A 21,022-nucleotide genomic window follows, 5' to 3' on the forward strand; every position below is an offset into this window, starting at 1 on the left:
AAGTTTTTTTTATAAAACAAATAAGATGATTAGTAATATCAAAACCCATTGCTTTATGAAATTTAATACTAGCAAGATTCTTAGATTCGCAATCGCTTGCAAACTCTAAAGCTCATAACTGACAAGCTTTCAATAAAGAACTTGCATAAGATTTTCTCCTAAATTCTTCTTTAACAAAAATTGCCTCTAAATAACCAACAGGAGAAGTTTTAGACCCTTCTACATAATCAAATCTTAAAGAAGCTAATGCAAAAGCAATTGCTTTATTTTCTTTATGCAATAAGAAAAAAATATGATTTTTAGAACAAAGTAATTTCTTAAGCTCTTGTTCTAAAGTATTTTTATCACCATTAAAAAGTAAAAAGAATAACGGTGATAAAATTGGTAAATCACTTAAATTTGCTTTTTTAATTTACATGATCAAAAATTTTTAACGCCTTTTCATAATCCTCTAAAGTATCTATACCTATGCTTTTAGTATTAATTTGTAACATTTTAATTTTTTTACCATTTTCTAAGGCTCTTAATTGCTCTAATTTTTCACTTTTTTCTAAATCTGAAGTTTTAAATGTGCAAAATTCTCTTAATGATTTAACCCTATAGCCATAAATCCCTAAATGTCCTTTAAAATCATTATAATCTTCTCTTTCAAAAGGAATTTTAGCCCTTGAAAAATATAAGGCAAAATCAAATCTATCATTTACAACTTTTACCAAATTTGGATCATTAGCTTCAATTTTAGATATGTTTTTATAACAACTTGCCATAAAAACATCTTCGTTTAAATTTATAGAACAAAATTCTTTAAATTTGATTATATTTTCTTCTTCTATAAAAGGCTCATCGGCTTGCACATTAATAATAATTTCATTTTCATTTAAATTTAAAATATCACTTGCTTCTTTAATTCTATCTGTTCCACTTTCGTGCTCTTTTGAAGTTAAAACTGCTTTAAAACCAAAATCCTTAGCAATTTTTAAAACTTCCTCATCATCTAAAGCTATAACCACCTCATCAATCTTTGCCATTTTTTGAGCTGTTGCTATAAACATTGGAACATTATTAATTTTATAAAGAATTTTTTTAGGAAATCTCGTTGATTTTAATCTTGCAGGTATAATTATCATTGTTTTATCCAATCTATAATTTCATTTTCAAGCTCATCACACTTATAAGCTTTTAAATTATTGTTTTTTATATCAAATAAAGCAAGTAAATCTGGTCTTATTTGATAATTAAATTTCAAAGCAATTTCAAGCATGGCTTCTTTTTCATTGTTTAATTCTCTATCAAACAAAGCTTTATATATACTTGGAGTGAATTTTGTCCATTCTGCCGTTGAAGTTATAAGAGTACTTTTATTTTTATCTAAAAGTTTAAAACAAGTTGCTGTATGTGGATCAATTAAAAAATCTTTAGAATATTCTTTAATAAAATTCATACATTCTAAATCCGAACAAGAAGAAGCATCAAAATCTTGCTTTAAGTTATCAAGCTCATCTTTACTTAAATAAAAATATTTTTTTTCTTTTAAATTATTCATAAGCTCTTTAGTTCTTAAATCTCCAAATTTATCAAAAAGCAAACGCTCGATATTTGAAGAAATTAATATATCCATAGCCGGAGAAATAGTCTTTTTAAGGCTTCTTTCTCTTATATCATAAACACCTTGATTAAAAAAATCACTTAAAACATCATTGGAATTAGTAGCAATTTTAATACGATCTATTTTAGCTCCCATTTTTTTAGCATAATATGCTGCTAAAGCATTACCAAAATTACCACTTGGAACTATAATGTCTAATACTTTATCAAGTTTCACACAAGCATAATAATGATAAATCATTTGAAATAAAATTCTTCCAAAATTAATAGAATTTGCTACACAAAGTTTAAAATCCAAACCAGCTAACATTTCCCTAAAATCATCTTTTAATAATAGTTTTTTTAGGGTATTTTGCGCATCATCAAAATTTCCTTCTATGGCAAAAACTTTTAAATGATCTTTATTTAAAGCTTGCATTTGTAAAGCTTGAATTTCACTTGTTCCATCTTTAGGATAAATACAAACAACTTTGATATTGTGAAATTTTTCAAAACTTTTTAAAGTAGCTGGTCCTGTATCGCCGCTTGTTGCACAAATAATTAAAATTTTTTCATTTTCATTTAATTCATTTAAAAGCATACCAAAAGGTTGTAAAGCCATATCCTTAAAAGCACGCGTTGGGCCGTGATAAAGCTCATTAATAAATAAATTTTCATTTACTTTTCTTAAAAATAGAGCTGTTTTATTATCAAATTCTTTATAGGTTTGCAAAGCCTTTTTAAATAAATTAATATAACCAAAATGAAAATGTTCTATAAATTTTAAAGCAAATTCTTCATAGTCTAAATCTTTTAAATCATAAGCATTAAAAGGTAAAATCTTATCAAAAGTATAGAGCCCTCCATCCTTTGCACTAGGATTAATCAAAGCTTCTTTAAAATCTATTTTATTATTTTTATCTCTTGTGCTAACAAGCTGCATTAAAACTCCTTATATAGCTTTGTAAAACTTTTTTAAAACTATCTTCTAATTCTATATTTAATTCTATAATTTGACACTTAAAACCAAAATCTTTTATTTTTACATAATCTTTAAAAGTAAGCATTAAAGTATCGCAATGATGTTTATCAAGTAATTTTTTAAGTTCATCTTTTTTAAATTCATAATGATCATTAAAAAAATAACAAGCTCTAGCCTTTATAAAATGCTCATAAAGTCTAAAAGGTTTTGCAATAGCTGTTACTAAAATAGCCTTAGGATTTTCTTTTGCAAAAGAATAACGATAAAAATCTTTACCCTCTTTTGCAATAAAATTGGCTCTTTTTTTATAAAATTTTGGAAGCCTATATGCTCCACTTGGTAAAGTAAAACCAAAATAAGGCTCTATCTTACTTTCTAATAAAATATCAAATTTTTTAATATAAAACTTTGAAAAAGCATCATCAAGTAAAACAATCTTTGCACCCAAATCAAAAGCTTTTTGTATCCCTTTTACTCTATCTTCGCTTACTATTACCCCGCTTATACTTTCTTCAAAAGCATATTCCATAGCTTCATCACCACTTTGCATTACATCGCATAAAATTTGTTCATTAGCTTTTACAACAAGAAGTCCTTTGCTTTTTCTTTTATATCCTCTAAGCACAATAAAAACTCCTTTAAATTCTTTAGAAATAGCTTTGCATACCGGAGTTTTTCCATTGCCTCCAAAACTTAAATTCCCTACACTAATAATAGGTTTTTTAAAATCTATTTTTTTTCTAAAATATAAATTTAAAATAGCCACTAAAGCATATAAAAAACTAATAGGAAGCAAAAGAAAAGCTAAACACTTTTGCCAAAAAGATGGTTTAAAAAAATACCTATCAAGCCAAGTCATTAAATATTTCCGGCAAAGCTCTCTTAAAAGCATATTTTGTCATTCTTTCTTTAAGCATAGAAACTAATTCTGGATTTAAGCTTAATATTTTTTCCTTATCATTTAATTCTAAAGCTTTTAAACCTTGATCAATCTCTTCATAAGAAAAACCTAAATCTTCTTGATCGTTTTGTCCAACCCAAAGATCAGCACTTGGAGCTTTTTGTATAAAAACTTGATCTAAATTTAAAAAAGTAGCTAAGTTATAAATTTCACTTTTGTAAAAATTTCCTATAGGATTAAAAGCACAAGCTAAATCTCCATAAATAGTTCCATAACCAAGCATTAACTCACTTTTATTTGAAGTTCCAGCAACTAAGCATTCTTTTAATGCAGAATAATCATAAAGCAAACTCATACGAATTCTAGCACATAAATTACCCATTCTAATTTTGTTTATATCTTGACTTTGTTCTAAAAACGAAGTTAAAATTTTATCAATTTTTATAATTTTATATTCTATATCTAGATCTTTACAAAGTTTAAGGGCATCTTGTAAATTTTGTTCATTTGAATATTTACTCGGCATTAAAAGAGCAAAAATATTAGTTTTTAAAGCATTTTTACAAAGTGTTGCTACCAATGCTGAATCAATTCCTCCGCTTAAACCAAGCACCACACCTTTTGCATTAGCATTTTTAATTCTTTCTTTTATAAATTCATAAATTTTTTGCGTTAATTTTTCATAATCCATAAGTTTTATACCTTTTAAAATTGCCATAATTATAACATAAGCAAAATTCATATCTTTAAAAAGAATTTGATTTACAAAAAAATATAAATAAGCTTAATAAAAATATAAATTTAAATTTTTAAATCTTTAATAAAAATTAATTTTTAATTCAAATCAGATATAAAAAATCAAACAAAACAAAAAGTATTATTTAAGCAAAATCAAAAAAATATAAATTCATTAAAAAAGATTAAAAATTTTAAAAATAACTCAAATATTATATAATTTAAAAAACTAAAAGGATAAAAATGCAAATTATTAAACAAGCCTGTGGTCCTTATGAAACAAATTGCTATATTTTAAACACAAATATTGGTGAATTTATTATAGATCCTGGCATGGGGGCTTTAGAATTTATAGAAAAAAATATTAAAAATCCTATAGCTATTTTAAATACTCATGGACACTATGATCATATATGGGATAATGCTAAAGTTAAAAAGAAATTTAATATTCCTATTTATATTCATAAACTAGATGCATTTTTTCTTCAAGATCCTTTTAATCAAGGCTTTGAAAAAAGCGAAGCTGATGTTTTAATTGAAAATGAAGATGACATTAACATTAATGGCATTTTTTTTAAATTTCATTTTTTACCTGGTCATACTCCAGGTTGTTCTATGATAGAAGTAAAAGGTGAAAAATTAATGTTTAGTGGAGATTTTTTATTTTATAGAAGCATAGGAAGATGGGATTTTCCTTATTCTAATGCTCAAAATATGAAAGAAAGCTTAGAAAAAGTTCTACTTTATAAAGAAGACTTTCGTCTTTTACCTGGACACGGAAAAGAAAGTACTTTACAAGAAGAAATTCTTCATTTACCAAGTTGGTTAAGGTATTTTCATTGAGTTTAGATTTTGTTTTATTATGTATTTTTGTTTTTTTAAATTGTTTTGCTCTGCTAGGACTTAAATTAAAAAATAAAACAAAAAAGAAGGTTTATAAAATTTGTCCTTGTAAAAAAATGGCTGAAAATGGGACTTTAAGTACTCTTTGTATGTATGGTGCTATGGGTGGATTTTTATATAGTGCTACTTCTATTAGTTTTATTGGTTTTAAAAATTTAGAACTTGACCTTATCTTTTTACTTTCGCTTTTATGTGCTTATTTAGGATGGAGATTGAAAGAAAATTAATGAATTTAGAAAAGATACTAAAACTTACACAAAATATTCGCTTAATTGGTGCAAGTAAATATGTTGATGCTAAAACTATTGAACATTTTTATAAATTAGGTATTAAAGAATTTGGGGAAAATCGTATTCAAGCTTTAAAAGCAAAAAAAGAAGAACTTGATAAAGAAAATTTAGATATAAAATGGCATTTTATAGGAAATCTTCAAAGTAATAAAATTAATCTTTTAATCCGTCAAAAACCTCATCTTTGGCAATCTTGCAATGGAATTGAAATGGCTAAATTAGTTAATAAAAAATTAGATTATACTCTAGATACTTTACTTGAAATCAATATAGCTAAAGAAGACTCCAAACAAGGGATAGAACCTAATAAAGCCTTAGAAGAATATCTTCAAATTCAAGAAGAATGCTCTCATTTAAATTTATGTGGAATTATGTGTATGGGTTCTCATAGTGATGATAAAAAACAAATTGCTAAAGATTTTGAACAAGCTTATAAAATTTATGAAAATTTAAAAAAACACAAAGCTACAATTTGCTCTATGGGTATGAGCAATGACTTTGAATTAGCTATTAAATGTGGCTCTAATATGGTAAGACTTGGAAGTATTTTATTTAAGAGTCCATAAAAAGGACTCTTTTTTTAACTTAATAAGCTAGCAAGTTTGGCTTGTAACATCATATTTGATTGTGCTGCTATAAATGCAGAAGCATTTTCTTTTAAATATGATTGATTTAAATCATTTATATTTTTTGCTAAATCATTATTTAATAAATTACTTTCAGAAGACTTAGCATTAATGCTATTTTGCACGCTAGCATTAATATTTGAAGTTAAAGCGTTAATACCTGAACCAATTTCTGATCTTAAAGTTCCAAGCTGATCTTTGAAATTCGCAATACTTTCAGGATCATCAATACTTAAATCTTTCGTATTTAAAGCATTTAAATTAAAATTTTCATTTCCACTTCCAACTACAAAATCCATACTTTGAAATACATTTTTACCATTATAATTTGCATTATTAAAAGAATTATCAATTGATTCTTGAATACGTGATGCTTCAGTTCTTAGCATTGATTTTTGATTATCATTTAAAGCTGCATTATTCATTCTTACTGAAAGTTCACCTAATTTATCCACACTTTGAGAAATGCTATTTAAACTTGCATCAGCTATTTGCAAAACACCTATAGCATCATAAGCATTAGCAACACCTTGATCTATAGTGCTAGCATTTGTTCTTAAAGAATCAGCGATAGCTAAATTAGAACCATCAACTCCACTAATAGCTCTAGCAGCAGCGATATTCCCTAAGGCTTTTTCAGAGGATTTTTGAGCATTATCTAAATAATGATTTTGCTGCATTACACTGGCATTATTGATTTTCATAGTTCCTCCTTTAATTAAATTTATATTATTTTAGTATTTTTTTCTATCTTGAAGCTTAAAAAATACAAAATAATTTGCATTATAATAATAATTTTTAACACAACCTCGCTAGCTGAATGCATACTTTTAAACTCATTATTTTGTATCACTTGATCACCTAAAATTCTTTGTTGCTCTGCTATATAATCACTAAAATAAAAAACAAACAATAAACTTAAAATTAAAATCAATAAAGAAAGTATTAATTTTGAAAATCTAATTTGAAATTTTATTTTATTTTTAAAAAAACTATAACATTCATAAAAAAAATTAAAAAACGATATAAAGAGTAAAATATAACCAAATTTTATAAAAATATGAGTCATCATTAATCCGCTTTGAAAATGACTCAAAATTCCTTCTCCTATAATATCTTTAGGATAAAAAATAGTTGGTGCAACAATAATTCCAAGAATTAATTCAATACCTATAAGTGCACTGAGTAAAAAAAGATTAATTGCTTTCATTAATTTCTCCTTTTAAAATTGCCCAAAAAGCTCTATTAAAACCTCTTTCATCTTTAAAAAACTGACTTTGATAAAAATTTTTATTTAAAATTTCTTGCAAAATTTCTTTTTGATCATAACCAAATTCACAAGCTAAATATTTCACATTATTTGAAAAACTAAATTTTATTATTTCTTCTAAAATTTCATATCCTTTCTCTCCTCCAAATAAAGCTTCTTTTGGTTCATTAAGAACCCACTTATCAAGCTTATAATCATTTTTTATATAAGGAGGATTTGAAAAAATAAGATCAAATTTATTATATTTTAAATCTCTAAAATCACACAAAATAAAATCAATTAAATGATCTACTTTGTGAATTTTAGCATTTTTCTTAGCAATCTCTAAAGCCTTAGTACTAATATCACAAGCAGTAATTTTAAGGCTTAATTCTTTAGCCAAAATAATACTTAAAATTCCACTCCCAAAACCTATTTCTAAAATATTTTTAAAATTATTTTTTTTACATAAGTCAATAAGCTTTACAAGTAAAATCTCGCTATCATATCTTGGGATTAATACTCCATTTTCTACATAAAATTCAAAATTATAAAAATAAGCCTTTTTAAAAATATATTCAAAAGGCTCTCCTTTTTTAAAACGAGAAATCAAATCAAAATAAGGTTTTTCATCAAATTCTAATTCTTCATTTAAATAAAGCCAAATTTTATCTTTTTTTAAATATTCGCATAAAATGAAAACAGCTTCATTTTTGTGATCTTTTAAGGATTCTTTAGCTAAATTTAATGCTTGCTTTATCCTCAATTTAAAGCCTTAAGTCTATCACTAATACTTGGATGACTTAAATGAAAAAAAGTATAAATAGGGCTTGATTTTACAAAAGCTTTATTTTCTTTTGCAAGTGTAATTAAAGCACTTTTCATGTCCTCTTTTGAAGTCATTTTAGCACCATATTGATCAGCTTTAAATTCATTATTTCTACTCAATAAATTAATCAAAGGAGCGATAATAAAGCTAAAAACATTTCCAAAAAGCAATAAAAGCACAAATACTCCAGCATTAATTTCTGTTAAATGACTCTCTTCATAAACAAAATCTGGTAAATTAGCAAAGAGAAAAAATAAAACAAACATTACTAAAGCATTCATAAATAAAGATTTAATTATATCTTTATGCACAAAGTGTCCTAATTCGTGTCCCAAAACAGCTAATAATTCTTTTTGATTTAAAGCTTTTAAAAGCGTATCAAATAAAACAACTCTTTTACTTTTAAAAAGACCTCCAAAGTAAGCATTTAAGCGCTTATCTCTTTTGCTTGCATCAATTACATAAATTCCATTAACACTAAAACCGCATTTATGCATTAAATTTGTAATCTTATTTAATAAATTTTCATCGTTAAGTTTTTGCATTTTATTAAACAAAGGTGCAATCAAAATAGGATAAATAACATTTATGCCTAAAATAATTATAAAAGAAAATATAAAAGCTACTATCCACCAAAAAGTCCCAAAATAATTATAAAAAAACAATAAAGCATAAAGAATCAAAAAGCCAAAAATTACAAATAAAATTAAAGATTTTACACTATCTTTAATAAAAAGCATTAAAGTCATATTTGAAAAACCTTGTTTTTTATTTTTAACAAAATTTTCATATAAACTAAGTGGTAAATTTAATAAACTTGTTATAAGTAAAAAAAGAAGCAAAAATAAAGTATTTTCTAATATGGAATTAGAACTAATAATAAATTTTTTAAGATACAAAAGCCCAAATGTAAGCCAAAGTATATTAATAATTAATGTATAAAAATTGGAAAATATTTTAAATTTTTCATTTTCAATTGCTATATTTGCTGCATCTTTATAAGTCTCATCATCTAAAACTAAAGCTTTATTGAATTTTTGTTTTTCTAAAAATTGAATTTGTATATAAGAAACCAAAGAAAAAATTGCAGTATAAAAACATAAAATTGCAATTAAAACCATATAATACTCCTTAAGATCGTAAATTCTATCTTAGTTTTACTTTTAAAAGGTTAATATAAAATAATAAAAAATGCTTTTTAAAATATTGTTAAAAAATTTTTACAATACAATAAATTTAAGATCAATCAATTATTTTCACTCTTAAAAACACTAATGATAAATTTAATTTTGACTTTTTTCTAGCACTTTAAAATAATCTTCTTCAAGAATTTTAAGCTCATTTTGTGCTTGCGTCAATTCTTCATAAAGTTTTTCAATGCCTATTTCTTTATAGAGCTTGGGATTTGATAAAGAATTTTGGAGTTTATTAATTTCTTTTTCTAAAATCTCAATTTTATCAGGATAAGTTTTTAAAATTTCATTTTCTTTATAGCTTAATTTTTTACTTGTTTTCTCTTTGTTGGATACTGGATTTTCTTTTTTAAATTCTTTTTCATACTCTTCAATTTCATTAAGTTCTTTTTCATTATCTAAATATTCTGTATAAGTCATATACTCTATATTAATTTTGCCATTTTTTTCAAAAGCATAAATTTTATTAGCAATTTTATCAACAAAATATCTATCATGAGAAACAAATAAAATAGCGCCTTTATAATCTAAAAGATATTCTTCTAAAATATTAATTGTTGAAATATCAAGATCATTTGTTGGCTCATCTAAAATTAAAACATCATATTCTTTAGTAAAAAGCAAAGCTAAGGCGACGCGATTTTTCTCTCCACCACTTAATACGCTTACAGGCTTATCTAAAAATTCTTTTGGAAATAAAAAATGCTTTAAATAACCATAAATATGCATATTTTTGCCTTTAACTAAAACTCTATCACCTCCATTAGGACAAAAAATTTCAATAAGAGTTTTATCTGAATTTAAAAGCGTTCTTGCTTGATCAAAATACCCTATTTTTATATCTCCTTTTTTAATCTTCCCGCTATCACTTAAAACTTGCTCCATAAGAATCTTTAAAAATGTTGATTTGCCACAACCATTTTTACCAACTATAGCTATACGTTCATTTTGCAAAATTCTTGCACTAAAATCTTTAAAAAGAACCTTTTCACCTATATTTTTACTAATATTTTCAAGTTCAAAAAGCATTTTCTTGCGGTTTGAATTTTGATTTGAATTTATTTGACTTGCTCTTTGAATTTCAAGTTTAAGACGATTTATAATTGCAGGATTTTTCTTAGCTTCCTCTCTCATTTTTAAAATTCTTTCTTTGCGACCTTGATTTCGTTTAAGTCTTGCCTTAACACCTTTTCTTAACCATTCTTCTTCACTTTTGAGTTGCTTTAATAAATTTTCATAATTTTTTGAAAGATTTTGAAGGATTTGAGCTTTTTTATCTAAATAATTTGTATATCCTCCTTCAAAAACATTAATATTGCCATTTTCTATTTCGACACATTTATGTGCTATTTCTTCTATAAAATATCTATCGTGCGAAATAAAAATAATACACATTTTAGATTTTTTAAGCATATCCTCTAAAAAACTTGTCATATAAACATCTAAATGATTGGTTGGTTCATCTAAAAGAAGTATATCAGGATTTTTAAGCAAGAGAATACTAAGACCAACTCTACGAATCTCTCCTCCGCTTAAAGAGCAAACCATTTGATCTTTAAATTCCAATAGCTTTAATTCATTTAAAATTCTATGAATTTTTTGATCAATATTCCAAGCATCTTTACTATCAATCAAATTTATAAGTTCATCAATTCTTTTTAATAAAGTTTTATTGCAAGGATCTTTAGATAATTTATCTTGTAAATTTTCATACTCATTTAAAGTATCATAAATTTCTTTAAGTTCTTTATGAATTAATTCATTAACACTTAAATTAAGTTCAAAATCGACCTGTTGGGAAAGCATTGCTATGGTTTTTCCATTCTGCCTTAAAACTCTTCCACTATCTAAAGATAAATTTCCAAAAATGATTTTTAAAAAAGTAGATTTTCCTTGTCCATTCTTACCTATTATGGCAATTTTTTCACCTTCGCAAACACTAAAATTTGCTTCATTAAGAATAATTCTTTCATCAAATCTTTTTGATGCATTAATTAAATCTATTAGTGCCAAAAAAATCCTTAAAATAATAGTTTATAACCATATTTCCTTTGCTTTAGCATTAATTTTATATTCTTTTAATTTATTAATAATATTTTCAATTAAGGTTTTATTATCAGTATTTAAAAAAATCTCTGGATTATCATTTGATTTTAATAAAAAATAATCAATATTAAAAAAATTAAGAGTTTGTTTTAAACAAAATATAGAATAAATATCATATTTATTAATTATTAATTGATAGTACTTACTTTTTTCCTTAAAATCGCTTATATCAGCCTCAAAATGCATGCTAAATTGTTCTGCTGCTGGAGTATAATCTTTTGAGACCCAATTAGCAACTTCTTCTTGCCAAGTAGGGTTGTTATTAGTAGAAATTGCTTGAATTTTATTATCTTGCATAAATTGCGGAGTAAAATCTATATTTGATTTAAAACTCCACAACAAAAAGAAAACAGCAACAAGTAAAATCAGTAAGAAAAAACCTAAAAATCCTATAAGGAAATACTGCTTCATTATGATAAATGATCTTTTATAATATCACCTAAAGTAATTTTGTCATTATTATTAATTTCATTTAAAGCTTCTCTTTCTTTTATTTTTAATAAATTCTTCACACTTAAACGAATTCTATTCTTCTTTTCATCAATAAAAGCAATACTTGCTTCAACTTCATCTCCAATTTTTAATTTTTCAAAATCTGAAATATTAATATCTTCTTTATGGATTAAAGCATCGACTTCTTCACTAAGTTCAACAAAAACACCAAATTCTTTTATATCTCTAACAATGCCTTTGACTATATCTCCTACTTTATGTTCTTTAGCATAACTTTGAACAGGGCTTTGAGTCAATTCTTTTGCGCTTAAAGAGATTTTTTGATTTTCTGTATCTATTTTAATAATTTTAACTTTTATTTTATCTCCACTTTTAAACAAATCTTTACATTTGATATTTCTATTCCAAGAAGCATCTTCATTATGTAAAAGTCCCTCTATAGAATCAAATTTAACAAAAGCACCAAATGAAGTAATAGAAGTAACTACACCTTCTACAATATCACCACTTTTATACATTTTGATAAAATTCTCAAAAGGTTTTGTTAATAAATTTCTTAAAGATACCCTTAAACGTCTTTCTTCTGGATTTATTTCAATCACTTCAACATCAATTTCTTGTCCCTTGCTAAGATAGTCTTTTGGTGTTTTAATATTTTTATCCCAAGAGATTTCACTAATGTGTAAAAAACCTTCTATATCATTGCCTAAATCAACAAAGGATCCATATGATTCTATATTTGATACTACAACCTTAATAGTATCTCCAACTTCTAAATTATCTTTTATCTCCATCCAAGGATCTGGTAAAGCAGCTTTAATAGAAAGAGAAAGATGCTTTTTATCTTTATCGTATTTTATAACCTTAACTGGAACTTTATCACCTTCTTTATAAAAAAGATTTGGATTTACAGGACCTTTATACGAAATTTCACTATAATGCACAAGTCCATCAATTCCTCCAACATCAACAAACATTCCATAAGTCGTTATTTTTTTAATAACTCCTTCTATAAGATCTTGTGTTTGAGTAATATTATAAATAGTTTCTTTTCTTTTCTTTCTTTCTTCATCTAAAATCTTTTTTCTAGAAACAACAATACTTTGATTTTCTTTATCAATTTTGATAATTTTAACTTTAAAAGTTTTATTTAAAACATTAGCATTTTCTTTAAAACCATACTGAGATTTAGGTAGAAAAAATTCAACATTATCTTTATCAATAGCTATAAGACCGCCTTTATTTTTTCCTATAATTTTAACCTCAAAAATACTTTCTTGATCTTCTTTATAGTTTTCAATAAACCAAATTACTTTTTCTTTTCTTAAAGCTTTACTATGAGATATTAAAGATTTTCCATTGCGTGACCCAATGATAGCAACTTTTATTTTATCACCTATTTTAAATAACAAATCAGAATTCTTATCTTGAATTTCACTAAGTTCTAAAATTCCTTCTGATTTTTCTCCTATATCTATAAAGACTTCATTATCTTTAATACCAACTATAACACCTTCTGTTATAGTTTCTTTATTTGATTTATCAAATGCCTCTAAAAGTTGTTCAAAATCTTCGTCATCAAAAATTTCATTATCTTTTTGAATCTTTTTCTCTACCTCAATCATAGGGTTCCTTTTTAATATTTAAATTTATGAATTGTATCTTATTTTTTATAAATTAATACTAATTTTTTCTTTATTTAAAAAAATAATTCCATTTTATTGAATCTCAAAAGACTTAATTTCGTTTACAACTTCTTGAATAATCCAATCAGGAGTACTAGCTCCAGCACTAATACCGCATAATTTTTTATTTTTAAACCATTTTTTATCTAGCTCATCTTTAGTTTCTATCAAATAACTATCATTACAATAATTTTTTGCAATCAAAAAAAGTTGCTTAGTATTAGAAGAATTTTTTCCACCTACAATAATAACAATATCGCTTTTTTTAGAAAGTTTTGCAATAGCTTCTTGATTTTTAAAGGTTGCATCGCATATAGTGTTAAAGACTCTTACTTCTCTTACTTTTAAAATTAAAAAATTTACAATTTCCATAAAATCTTTTACTTTTTTAGTTGTTTGAGACACTACAGCTATTTTATTAGAAAAATTAATATTTTCTAATTCTTTTTTATCTAGTACAACATAAGCTTTAGTACTTACATAACTTTTTACTCCTTTTACTTCTGGATGATTTTCATCTCCAAAAATAACGACTTCATAACCATCCTTGCTCATTTTTTCACAAATTTGCTGAGGTTTTGTTACAAAAGGACAAGTAGCATCAAAAATTTCAATTTCTTTTTGTTTTAAATTTTCTAAATCTTGTTTTGTAATACCATGAGTTCTTATAATAGCTCTTTTTTCATCGCTAAGTTCTTTAACATCATTAAGGGTTTTAACATTAAATTTTTTCTTAAGGCGCATAATTTCTTCATTATTATGAATCAATGGTCCAATTGTTGCAGCATTTTTAATTTGCTCTGCTTTTTTAATTGCTCTTTTTACTCCAAAACAAAAACCATAATTTTCAGCTAATTCAATCTTCAATTTGTGCTCCTAAATTTTTTAAAATATCCTTAAAATTTGGAAAAGAAGTTTTAATACACTCACTTTGTTTAATCTCAATTCCACACATTAAACCTAAAATAGCAAAAGCCATTGCAATACGATGATCATTAAAGCTTTCAATTATAGCTTTTTTAGGCGAACCCGATACAACTTCAAAACCATCATACAATTCTTTAGCTACAATACCACATTTTTTTAAATTTATTACAATACTTTTTATGCGATCACTTTCTTTTACTCTTAATTCTTTGGCATTTCTTACCCTACTTTTACCCTTGGCAAAAACAAAAGCTATAGCAAGGGCTGGCAATTCATCAATAAGCCAAGAAATATTTTCTTTAATTTCTATGGCTTTTAACTGACTACTTTCAACATAAATTTCACCAATATCCTCAAAATCTCTTTTATTAATTTTATAAGTAATTTTGGCTCCCATTTTTCTTAAGATCTCATACGCTTCAATACGTGTTTTATTAAGTAAAATATTTTTTAAACAAATAGAAGAATGAGGTAATATAAGTGCTGCTAATGCAAAATAAAATGCTGAAGATGGATCATTAGGTATAGTAATATTTAAGGCTTTTAAGGGGCTTTTTAAAGGATTAATTTTAATTTCTAAATGATCTTTACTTATATTAATTGGTGCATTCATAGCTTTTAACATATTTTCACTATGATCTCTACTTAATTCTTCTTCTTTATAAAAAGAAGTTGAATCTGCATTAAAACCGGCTAAAATCATTGCTGTTTTAAGTTGAGCTGAAGAAATTTTACTTTTAAAATCAAAAGATTTTAATTTTGTTCCTTGTATACAAAGTGGAGCAAAACTTGTATTTTCACGCCCATAAATTTTTGCTCCTATTTTCTTAAGAGGCTTGCAAATTCTATCCATAGGACGCTTATTTAAAGAATTATCTCCATTTAAAACAAAAAAGCCGGGTATTCCACTTAATAATCCTATTAACAAACGCATCGTTGTTCCAGAATTACCACAATCTAAAACATTACAAGGAGTGATTAAGGTAGTAGGTGGGGTAATTTTAACCCAAGTATTTTCAATCTCAACTTTAGCCCCTAAGGCTTTAAGTATAGTTAAAGTTCCTAAAGAATCTTCTGCTAAAAGATAATTTTTAGCTATACTTGATTCTTTAGCAAGTAAGGAAAAAATAGCAAAACGCTGAGAAATGCTTTTATCAGAAGCAATATCTTCTAATTCTTTATTAAAAAACCCTAAAGGGTGAACTTTCATCTTAAATGCAAACCTAAATCTTTTAAACCTTCTAAAATTTTATCCATACACGAAACAACTTCACTATCTTCTAAAGTTTTTTCCTTATCTCTAAAAATAAAAGATATAGTAAGACTATATTTATCTTGCAAGGTTTCATCTGTATAAAGATCAACGATTCTAAAACTCTCTAAAATATCAAAATGGTATTTTTCTATGCAAGTTTTAATTTTATCATAAGAAAAATTCTTAGGAATTAAAATGCTTAAATCTCTATGAATACTTGGGAATTTGGAATAAATTTTAGCTTTTTTTTCTTTAAAATTAATAGCATCAACATCAAGCTCACACACATAAGTTTTAAGTAAAGATCTTGCATTTTCAATCTTTAAATGCAATCTTCCTATAAATCCAATTTTAATATCATTAATATATAAATCAGCTTGTTCATAAGGACTCAAAAAAGCATAATTAGAAGCAACTAGTTTAAAATCTCCTATAATATTTTTAATATCAAGCAAGAAATCGTAAAAATTAACTAAATTAGGTTTTGCTTTATTAGAAATTTTACTCTCTTCTTTATAACCTGAATGTATAAAAGCTATATGATTTAATTCTTGATTATCTTGATTAAATACTATTCCACTTTCAAAAAGTTTAACTAGTTTTTTTGAATTTTTAATATTTAAGCTTGCTGCATTTACAAGATGATTTAAAAGCGTAGTTCTTAAGGTATTTAATTCTTGATTTATAGGATTAATAAGTTTTAATTTTATAGGATTAAAACCAAAATCTTTTAGCTCATCTTCACTATCTAAAATAAAGTGCAAACTTTCAAAATAGCCATTATTAACAGCTTTTAATCTTAAATCTAAAAGTTTTTTATAATCTTTATGAACTAAATTTAATCTATTTTTTTCAATAAAATTTAAATTCTTAGATTTTATATTATCTATCCCTATGATTCTAACAACTTCTTCGCAAATATCAGCCAAATTTTTAATATCTGGTCTATGAATAGGAGGTTTAACATTTACCAGGCCTTCTGCGAAAAAAATAATTTCAAAACCTAATTTTTTAAGAATTTTTAAAATCTCATCCTTATCAATAGCTTGTCCTATGATATTGTTTATAGTTTCAATATTTAAAGAAATACTAGGAATTTCTTTCTCTTCTGAAATTTGTTGAGAGCTACTATAAATAACTATACTTGGAATAGTTTTAAATATCTTTAATAAAAAATCCATTCCTAGATTAAGTTTTGGCTCACTTCCTCTAAAACTTCTATAAAAAACATCATTATCTTGCTCTTTATAAACATTTTTTGCATTAGCTATTATAAAAGGATCTGTATAATTTGCTTCTATGATAATAATTTTTGTTTCTATATCACATTTTAACTTCTTCTCTTGATATATACCGCTTATTCCTAATATTTGATTATTACAAGAAACTTTTGTAACCCCATTAGCTTCTTTACTTAAATTAAAAGTTAATTCTTCGCCTTCTTTACTTAATTCATTAAAATTATAAGCATTAAAAAGTACTCCGGTTGAATAAGTTGTATAAAAAAGAAAATTTTCAATTGTATTTGTTTTTAAGACTCCTGCCTGAGCTAATCTTAAACTATATAAAAGTCCAAGTGTTATATTTTCTTTAATTTCAATAGCTCTGTAATTAAACAAGCTATTAAGGTTTTTTTCAGACTGAAGTCTTAAAATTCTACCGATACCCAAAACATTTTCTTCTTCTTTAAAGACAGAAAGCTTTTTTAAATCTAAATCCCAAGCAGTTGCCAAATCCCTTGCTATACCATAAATACTTAAGCAATCCCCTCTATTGGGAGTTAATTCAACCTCAATCAAATCATCATTAAAAATACTATACTCGTTTAAAGCTCGACCTAACTCTAATTTACCTATACTCTCATCTAAAACTAAAATTCCGTCATTAATTTTAGCAAAACCTAATTCAACAGATGAACAAAGCATTCCATAAGAATCTACCCCTCTAAGCTTTGTCTTATTTATCATCATACCATTTGGCATTAAAGCCCCAATTAAAGCCACAGCTACAAATTGTCCCTGTGCTACATTGGAAGCACCACATACAATCTGTAAAATCTCACTTCCAACATCTACTTGACAAATACTTAATTTATCAGAATTTTCATGTTTAATTTTTTCTTTAACAAAACCTACAACAATTTTATCAGGAACTCTTGATCTATAAGCATTAGCAACCTCTATCCCTATAGAATTTAAAGTATTGACCAATTCATTTAAATTCTTTTTTTCTATATCAAGCCAATCACTTAACCAACTTCTTGTAATTATCATCTAAATTGCTCCAATAATCTTAAATCTCCTTCAAATAAAGATCTTAAATCAGGAATTTGATGAAGTAGCATAGCAAATCTTTCAACACCAAGCCCAAAAGCATAACCACTTACATTTTTATAATTTACAAAATTATATACATTAGGATCCACAATACCGCAACCTAAAACCTCAAGCCACCCTGTATTTTTACAAACCCTACATCCTTGACCTTTACAAAAAACACAAGAAATATCAACTTCAGCAGAAGGCTCTGTAAAAGGGAAGAAACTTGGGCGAAATCTAATATTAATATCCTTAAACATATAATGTAAAAAATCCTCTAATACGCCTTTTAAATGGGCAAAACTTATCTTTTGTCCCTCTTCTACTACAAGAGCTTCAACTTGATGAAACATAGGAGTATGCGTTATATCAAAATCTCTTCTAAAAACAACACCGGGTGCTATCATACGAATAGGTGGTTTTTGCTTTAACATAGTTCTTATTTGCACAGGAGAGGTTTGAGTCCTTAAAAGTCTTTTATCATCAAAATAAAAAGTATCTTGCATATCTCTTGCCGGATGAGATTTTGGCAAATTTAAAGCTTCAAAATTATAAAAATCTTCTTCAATTAAAGGACCTTTTTCAATGCTAAAATTTAAATTCAAAAAATATTCTATAATCTTATCCATAGTGCTAAGAACTGGATGTAAAGCTCCTGATGTAGAAGTTTCATCAAAATAAGTAAAATTTAAAACATCTTGTTTCATTTTTTCATTTAATTCTAAATCTTCTAATTCTTTTAATCTCAAAGCAAAAAAATGATTGAATTCATCTTTTTGCTTATTTAATATACTTGCCAATTCTTTTTTTTCTTCTCCATTAATATTCTTAAGCTCTGAAAATTTTTGCGTTAGAATACCTTTTTTTCCAAGAACTGAAACTCTAAGATTTTCAAGATCATTTAAATTACTACATTTTTTAATTTGTTCAATAATTTGTTGCAATTTTTTACCTTACTTTCATAATAAAAATTTAAATTATTTTATAAAAATAAATTTAAATTCACAATAAAAATTCTAAGATATAATTTTAGAAAAATATAAAGGACGAAAATGCGTGAAAAAACTATTTTTGAAAAAATTGTTGATGGAGAACTTCCTTGTAATAAAGTCTTAGAAAATGAAGATTTTTTAGCCTTTCATGATATTAATCCTAAAGCTCCTATACATATTTTAATTATTCCTAAAAAACATTTTAAAGATTTTCAAGAATTTGATCCTAATTTGATGGCAAAAATGACTTCTTTTATACAAGAGTTAGCAATACTTTTAGAGCTCGATAAAAAAGGATATAAGCTTTTAACAAATTGTGGAAAAAATAGCGGACAAGAAGTTTTTCATCTTCATTTTCATATGCTAGGTGGTTTTTAAAAATTTTAGCAAAAGTAAAATTACTTTTGCTAAATTATAATTTAGGACCAAATTTACTATATTCAATTCCTTCTTTTACATCTTCATAACGTTTAAAATTTTCTATAAACATCATAGCTAATTTATTTCTTGTATCAATATATTCATTTTTATTATTCCAAGTATTAATAGGATTTAAAAGCGTAGTTTCAACACCATTTAAAGACTTAGGTATTAATAAATTAAAAACATCAAAAGTTTCAAATTCACATTGATTAATGCTACCATCTAAAATAGCATTAATACAAGCTCTTGTAGCTTTAATACTCATTCTTTTACCAACCCCATATTTTCCACCACTCCAACCTGTGTTTATTAAATACACATTAACCTTGTATGTATCTATTTTTTCTCCTAATAATCTTGCATAAACGGTTGGATGAAGTGGCATAAAAGGCTCGCCAAAACAAGCAGAAAAGGTTGCTTGTGGTTCGGTAATTCCGCGTTCTGTTCCCGCTACTTTTGCCGTATAACCACTTAAAAAATAATACATAGCTTGTTCTTTATTTAATTTACTAACAGGAGGTAAAACCCCAAAAGCATCAGCTGTTAAAAAAATGATATTTCTAGGATGAGTTGCTTTTAAGTCTTTTTTATGATTTTGAATATGCTCAATCGGATAAGAAACTCTAGTATTTTCAGTTTTTGAAGAATCTGCAAAATCAACACTTTTATCCTCTCTTAATACAACATTTTCTAAAAGAGCATTTTTTTTAATGGCTGCATAAATTTCAGGTTCATTATTTGGATCTAAATTAATTGTTTTAGCATAACATCCACCTTCAAAATTAAAAATTCCCTCATCATCCCAACCATGTTCATCATCTCCTATCAGCTGTCTATTAGGATCTGTTGAAAGTGTAGTTTTTCCTGTGCCACTTAATCCAAAAAATAAAGCTACATCACCATCTTTCCCTACATTAGCGCTACAATGCATAGAAAGCTTATTTTCAAGCGGAAGCCAATAATTCATCATAGAAAAAATTCCTTTTTTCATTTCTCCGCCATAATAAGTCCCTCCAATAATCGCTATATTTTGCTCTATATTAAAAACAACAAAAACTTCCGAATTTAAACCATCTTTTTTAAAATCTTCATTAATACATTTACAAGCATTATAAACAATAAAATCTGGATTAAAATTTTTTAATTCTTCTTCTGTAGGTCTTATAAACATATTTTTTACAAAGTGGGCTTGCCAAGCAAATTCAGTAACAAAGCGAACACTTTTTCTAGAATTTAAAGAAGCTCCACAATAAGCATCTTGAATATAAACATTTTTTCCACTTAATTGTTTTTTAGCCTTTTTTAAAAGCTTTTCAAATAATTCTTTTGTGATAGACTGATTAATTTTTCCCCACGAAATATAGTTTTGAGAAGGATCTTGTTTGACAAAATATTTATCTTTGGGACTACGCCCTGTAAATATCCCTGTATCAACACAAAAAGTACCATTTAAACAGCTTTCACCTTCTTTATTATTTTTTTCATGCTCATTTAACTCTTCGTAGCTTAAATTATAAAATACTTTTATATTTTCCAAACCTAATGCATCAAAATTTTTCATAACTTTTCCT

Annotated in this window: 21 protein-coding genes; 4 read left to right on the plus strand and 17 right to left on the minus strand. The window is 25.7% G+C overall.

The features are described from left to right. Nucleotides 1-112: 112 nt before the first annotated feature. The 5 genes from JG676_RS09210 to JG676_RS04860 are packed head-to-tail and all read right to left on the minus strand — an operon-like array spanning nt 113 to nt 4,158. Nucleotides 113-412, minus strand: coding sequence for a GNAT family N-acetyltransferase (locus JG676_RS09210; RefSeq protein ID WP_373563807.1), 300 nt, complete (start codon nt 410-412; stop codon nt 113-115). Continuing rightward, nucleotides 408-1,127, minus strand: coding sequence for a 3-deoxy-manno-octulosonate cytidylyltransferase (gene kdsB / locus JG676_RS04845; RefSeq protein WP_200217488.1), 720 nt, complete (start codon nt 1,125-1,127; stop codon nt 408-410). Before kdsB ends, JG676_RS09210 begins: the two co-directional genes overlap by 5 nt. Next, entirely contained in the window at nt 1,124-2,527 is a 1,404-nt protein-coding gene (gene thrC / locus JG676_RS04850; protein ID WP_200217489.1) for a threonine synthase, read from the minus strand. Before thrC ends, kdsB begins: the two co-directional genes overlap by 4 nt. After that, nucleotides 2,514-3,425 carry a tetraacyldisaccharide 4'-kinase gene (locus tag JG676_RS04855; protein ID WP_200217504.1) on the minus strand — a complete coding sequence of 304 codons (912 nt, stop codon included), beginning with the start codon at nt 3,423-3,425 and terminating at the stop codon, nt 2,514-2,516. Before JG676_RS04855 ends, thrC begins: the two co-directional genes overlap by 14 nt. Then, nucleotides 3,412-4,158: an NAD+ synthase gene (locus tag JG676_RS04860; RefSeq protein ID WP_200169840.1), complete on the minus strand. Its 747-nt coding sequence runs from the start codon at nt 4,156-4,158 to the stop codon at nt 3,412-3,414. Before JG676_RS04860 ends, JG676_RS04855 begins: the two co-directional genes overlap by 14 nt. A gap of 287 nt (nt 4,159-4,445) precedes the next feature. Between JG676_RS04860 and JG676_RS04865 the strand changes: the two genes are divergently transcribed. From JG676_RS04865 to JG676_RS04875, 3 genes are read left to right on the plus strand one after another with little or no spacing between them, the layout of a single operon-like run. Next, nucleotides 4,446-5,045: an MBL fold metallo-hydrolase gene (locus JG676_RS04865; protein WP_200217490.1), complete on the plus strand. Its 600-nt coding sequence runs from the start codon at nt 4,446-4,448 to the stop codon at nt 5,043-5,045. Beyond that, nucleotides 5,042-5,332, plus strand: a complete 291-nt coding sequence (locus tag JG676_RS04870; protein ID WP_200169829.1) for a hypothetical protein — start codon at nt 5,042-5,044, stop codon at nt 5,330-5,332. Before JG676_RS04865 ends, JG676_RS04870 begins: the two co-directional genes overlap by 4 nt. Continuing rightward, complete coding sequence (locus JG676_RS04875; RefSeq protein WP_200169830.1) at nt 5,332-5,961, plus strand: YggS family pyridoxal phosphate-dependent enzyme; 630 nt, start codon at nt 5,332-5,334, stop codon at nt 5,959-5,961. The genes JG676_RS04870 and JG676_RS04875 overlap by 1 nt, the downstream gene beginning before the upstream one ends. A 14-nt stretch (nt 5,962-5,975) precedes the next feature. Here JG676_RS04875 and JG676_RS04880 read toward each other — a convergent pair whose 3' ends face one another. The 11 genes from JG676_RS04880 to pheS all read right to left on the minus strand — a co-directional run bounded on the left by JG676_RS04880 (nt 5,976) and on the right by pheS (nt 18,980). Further along, a complete protein-coding gene (locus JG676_RS04880; RefSeq protein WP_200217491.1) occupies nt 5,976-6,725 on the minus strand; it encodes a flagellin in 750 nt (249 codons plus the stop codon). 20 nt (nt 6,726-6,745) lie between these two features. Continuing rightward, nucleotides 6,746-7,231 (minus strand): DUF4149 domain-containing protein, encoded by a 486-nt coding sequence (locus JG676_RS04885; RefSeq protein ID WP_200217492.1) that lies wholly within the window; start codon nt 7,229-7,231, stop codon nt 6,746-6,748. Beyond that, nucleotides 7,218-8,036: a HemK/PrmC family methyltransferase gene (locus JG676_RS04890; RefSeq protein WP_200217493.1), complete on the minus strand. Its 819-nt coding sequence runs from the start codon at nt 8,034-8,036 to the stop codon at nt 7,218-7,220. The genes JG676_RS04885 and JG676_RS04890 overlap by 14 nt, the downstream gene beginning before the upstream one ends. Beyond that, the gene (locus JG676_RS04895; protein WP_200217494.1) at nt 8,033-9,220 is read right to left on the minus strand and encodes a M48 family metallopeptidase; all 1,188 of its coding nucleotides are present in this window, start codon (nt 9,218-9,220) and stop codon (nt 8,033-8,035) included. Before JG676_RS04895 ends, JG676_RS04890 begins: the two co-directional genes overlap by 4 nt. A gap of 162 nt (nt 9,221-9,382) precedes the next feature. Beyond that, nucleotides 9,383-11,305 carry a ribosomal protection-like ABC-F family protein gene (gene abc-f, locus JG676_RS04900; RefSeq protein ID WP_200217495.1) on the minus strand — a complete coding sequence of 641 codons (1,923 nt, stop codon included), beginning with the start codon at nt 11,303-11,305 and terminating at the stop codon, nt 9,383-9,385. A gap of 21 nt (nt 11,306-11,326) precedes the next feature. After that, entirely contained in the window at nt 11,327-11,809 is a 483-nt protein-coding gene (locus JG676_RS04905) for a hypothetical protein (protein ID WP_200217496.1), read from the minus strand. Continuing rightward, a complete protein-coding gene (locus JG676_RS04910) occupies nt 11,809-13,476 on the minus strand; it encodes a 30S ribosomal protein S1 (RefSeq protein ID WP_200217497.1) in 1,668 nt (555 codons plus the stop codon). Before JG676_RS04910 ends, JG676_RS04905 begins: the two co-directional genes overlap by 1 nt. A gap of 93 nt (nt 13,477-13,569) precedes the next feature. Further along, the gene (locus JG676_RS04915) at nt 13,570-14,403 is read right to left on the minus strand and encodes a 4-hydroxy-3-methylbut-2-enyl diphosphate reductase (RefSeq protein ID WP_200170362.1); all 834 of its coding nucleotides are present in this window, start codon (nt 14,401-14,403) and stop codon (nt 13,570-13,572) included. Continuing rightward, on the minus strand, nt 14,393-15,673 hold the full coding sequence (aroA, locus tag JG676_RS04920; protein ID WP_200170363.1) for a 3-phosphoshikimate 1-carboxyvinyltransferase: 1,281 nt from the start codon (nt 15,671-15,673) through the stop codon (nt 14,393-14,395). The genes JG676_RS04915 and aroA overlap by 11 nt, the downstream gene beginning before the upstream one ends. Continuing rightward, nucleotides 15,670-17,991, minus strand: coding sequence for a phenylalanine--tRNA ligase subunit beta (gene pheT / locus JG676_RS04925; protein ID WP_200217498.1), 2,322 nt, complete (start codon nt 17,989-17,991; stop codon nt 15,670-15,672). Before pheT ends, aroA begins: the two co-directional genes overlap by 4 nt. Beyond that, nucleotides 17,988-18,980 (minus strand): phenylalanine--tRNA ligase subunit alpha, encoded by a 993-nt coding sequence (gene pheS, locus JG676_RS04930; RefSeq protein WP_200170365.1) that lies wholly within the window; start codon nt 18,978-18,980, stop codon nt 17,988-17,990. The genes pheT and pheS overlap by 4 nt, the downstream gene beginning before the upstream one ends. A gap of 108 nt (nt 18,981-19,088) precedes the next feature. On the opposite strand from pheS, the gene JG676_RS04935 reads away from it, so the two are divergent. After that, nucleotides 19,089-19,406 carry a histidine triad nucleotide-binding protein gene (locus tag JG676_RS04935; RefSeq protein WP_200170366.1) on the plus strand — a complete coding sequence of 106 codons (318 nt, stop codon included), beginning with the start codon at nt 19,089-19,091 and terminating at the stop codon, nt 19,404-19,406. Nucleotides 19,407-19,440: 34 nt separating this feature from the next. On the opposite strand, the gene pckA is transcribed toward JG676_RS04935, so the two are convergent. Continuing rightward, nucleotides 19,441-21,012 carry a phosphoenolpyruvate carboxykinase (ATP) gene (gene pckA, locus JG676_RS04940; RefSeq protein ID WP_200217499.1) on the minus strand — a complete coding sequence of 524 codons (1,572 nt, stop codon included), beginning with the start codon at nt 21,010-21,012 and terminating at the stop codon, nt 19,441-19,443. Between the last annotated feature and the right edge of the window lie 10 nt (nt 21,013-21,022).

This window comes from Campylobacter sp. 2018MI34 (assembly GCF_016598975.1).
GTDB lineage: Bacteria > Campylobacterota > Campylobacteria > Campylobacterales > Campylobacteraceae > Campylobacter_D.

What these genes read in the sequence shown, in the direction of transcription:
- thrC (WP_200217489.1), bottom strand. Translation starts at nt 2,527, where the DNA reads ATGCAGCTTGTTAGCACAAGAGATAAAAATAATAAAATAGATTTTAAA.
- JG676_RS04880 (WP_200217491.1), bottom strand. Translation starts at nt 6,725, where the DNA reads ATGAAAATCAATAATGCCAGTGTAATGCAGCAAAATCATTATTTAGAT.
- JG676_RS04860 (WP_200169840.1), bottom strand. Translation starts at nt 4,158, where the DNA reads ATGGATTATGAAAAATTAACGCAAAAAATTTATGAATTTATAAAAGAA.
- JG676_RS04875 (WP_200169830.1), top strand. Translation starts at nt 5,332, where the DNA reads ATGAATTTAGAAAAGATACTAAAACTTACACAAAATATTCGCTTAATT.
- pheT (WP_200217498.1), bottom strand. Translation starts at nt 17,991, where the DNA reads ATGATAATTACAAGAAGTTGGTTAAGTGATTGGCTTGATATAGAAAAA.
- JG676_RS04855 (WP_200217504.1), bottom strand. Translation starts at nt 3,425, where the DNA reads ATGACTTGGCTTGATAGGTATTTTTTTAAACCATCTTTTTGGCAAAAG.
- JG676_RS04885 (WP_200217492.1), bottom strand. Translation starts at nt 7,231, where the DNA reads ATGAAAGCAATTAATCTTTTTTTACTCAGTGCACTTATAGGTATTGAA.
- JG676_RS04910 (WP_200217497.1), bottom strand. Translation starts at nt 13,476, where the DNA reads ATGATTGAGGTAGAGAAAAAGATTCAAAAAGATAATGAAATTTTTGAT.
- JG676_RS04895 (WP_200217494.1), bottom strand. Translation starts at nt 9,220, where the DNA reads ATGGTTTTAATTGCAATTTTATGTTTTTATACTGCAATTTTTTCTTTG.
- JG676_RS04935 (WP_200170366.1), top strand. Translation starts at nt 19,089, where the DNA reads ATGCGTGAAAAAACTATTTTTGAAAAAATTGTTGATGGAGAACTTCCT.
- kdsB (WP_200217488.1), bottom strand. Translation starts at nt 1,127, where the DNA reads ATGATAATTATACCTGCAAGATTAAAATCAACGAGATTTCCTAAAAAA.
- JG676_RS04865 (WP_200217490.1), top strand. Translation starts at nt 4,446, where the DNA reads ATGCAAATTATTAAACAAGCCTGTGGTCCTTATGAAACAAATTGCTAT.
- JG676_RS04905 (WP_200217496.1), bottom strand. Translation starts at nt 11,809, where the DNA reads ATGAAGCAGTATTTCCTTATAGGATTTTTAGGTTTTTTCTTACTGATT.
- aroA (WP_200170363.1), bottom strand. Translation starts at nt 15,673, where the DNA reads ATGAAAGTTCACCCTTTAGGGTTTTTTAATAAAGAATTAGAAGATATT.
- pckA (WP_200217499.1), bottom strand. Translation starts at nt 21,012, where the DNA reads ATGAAAAATTTTGATGCATTAGGTTTGGAAAATATAAAAGTATTTTAT.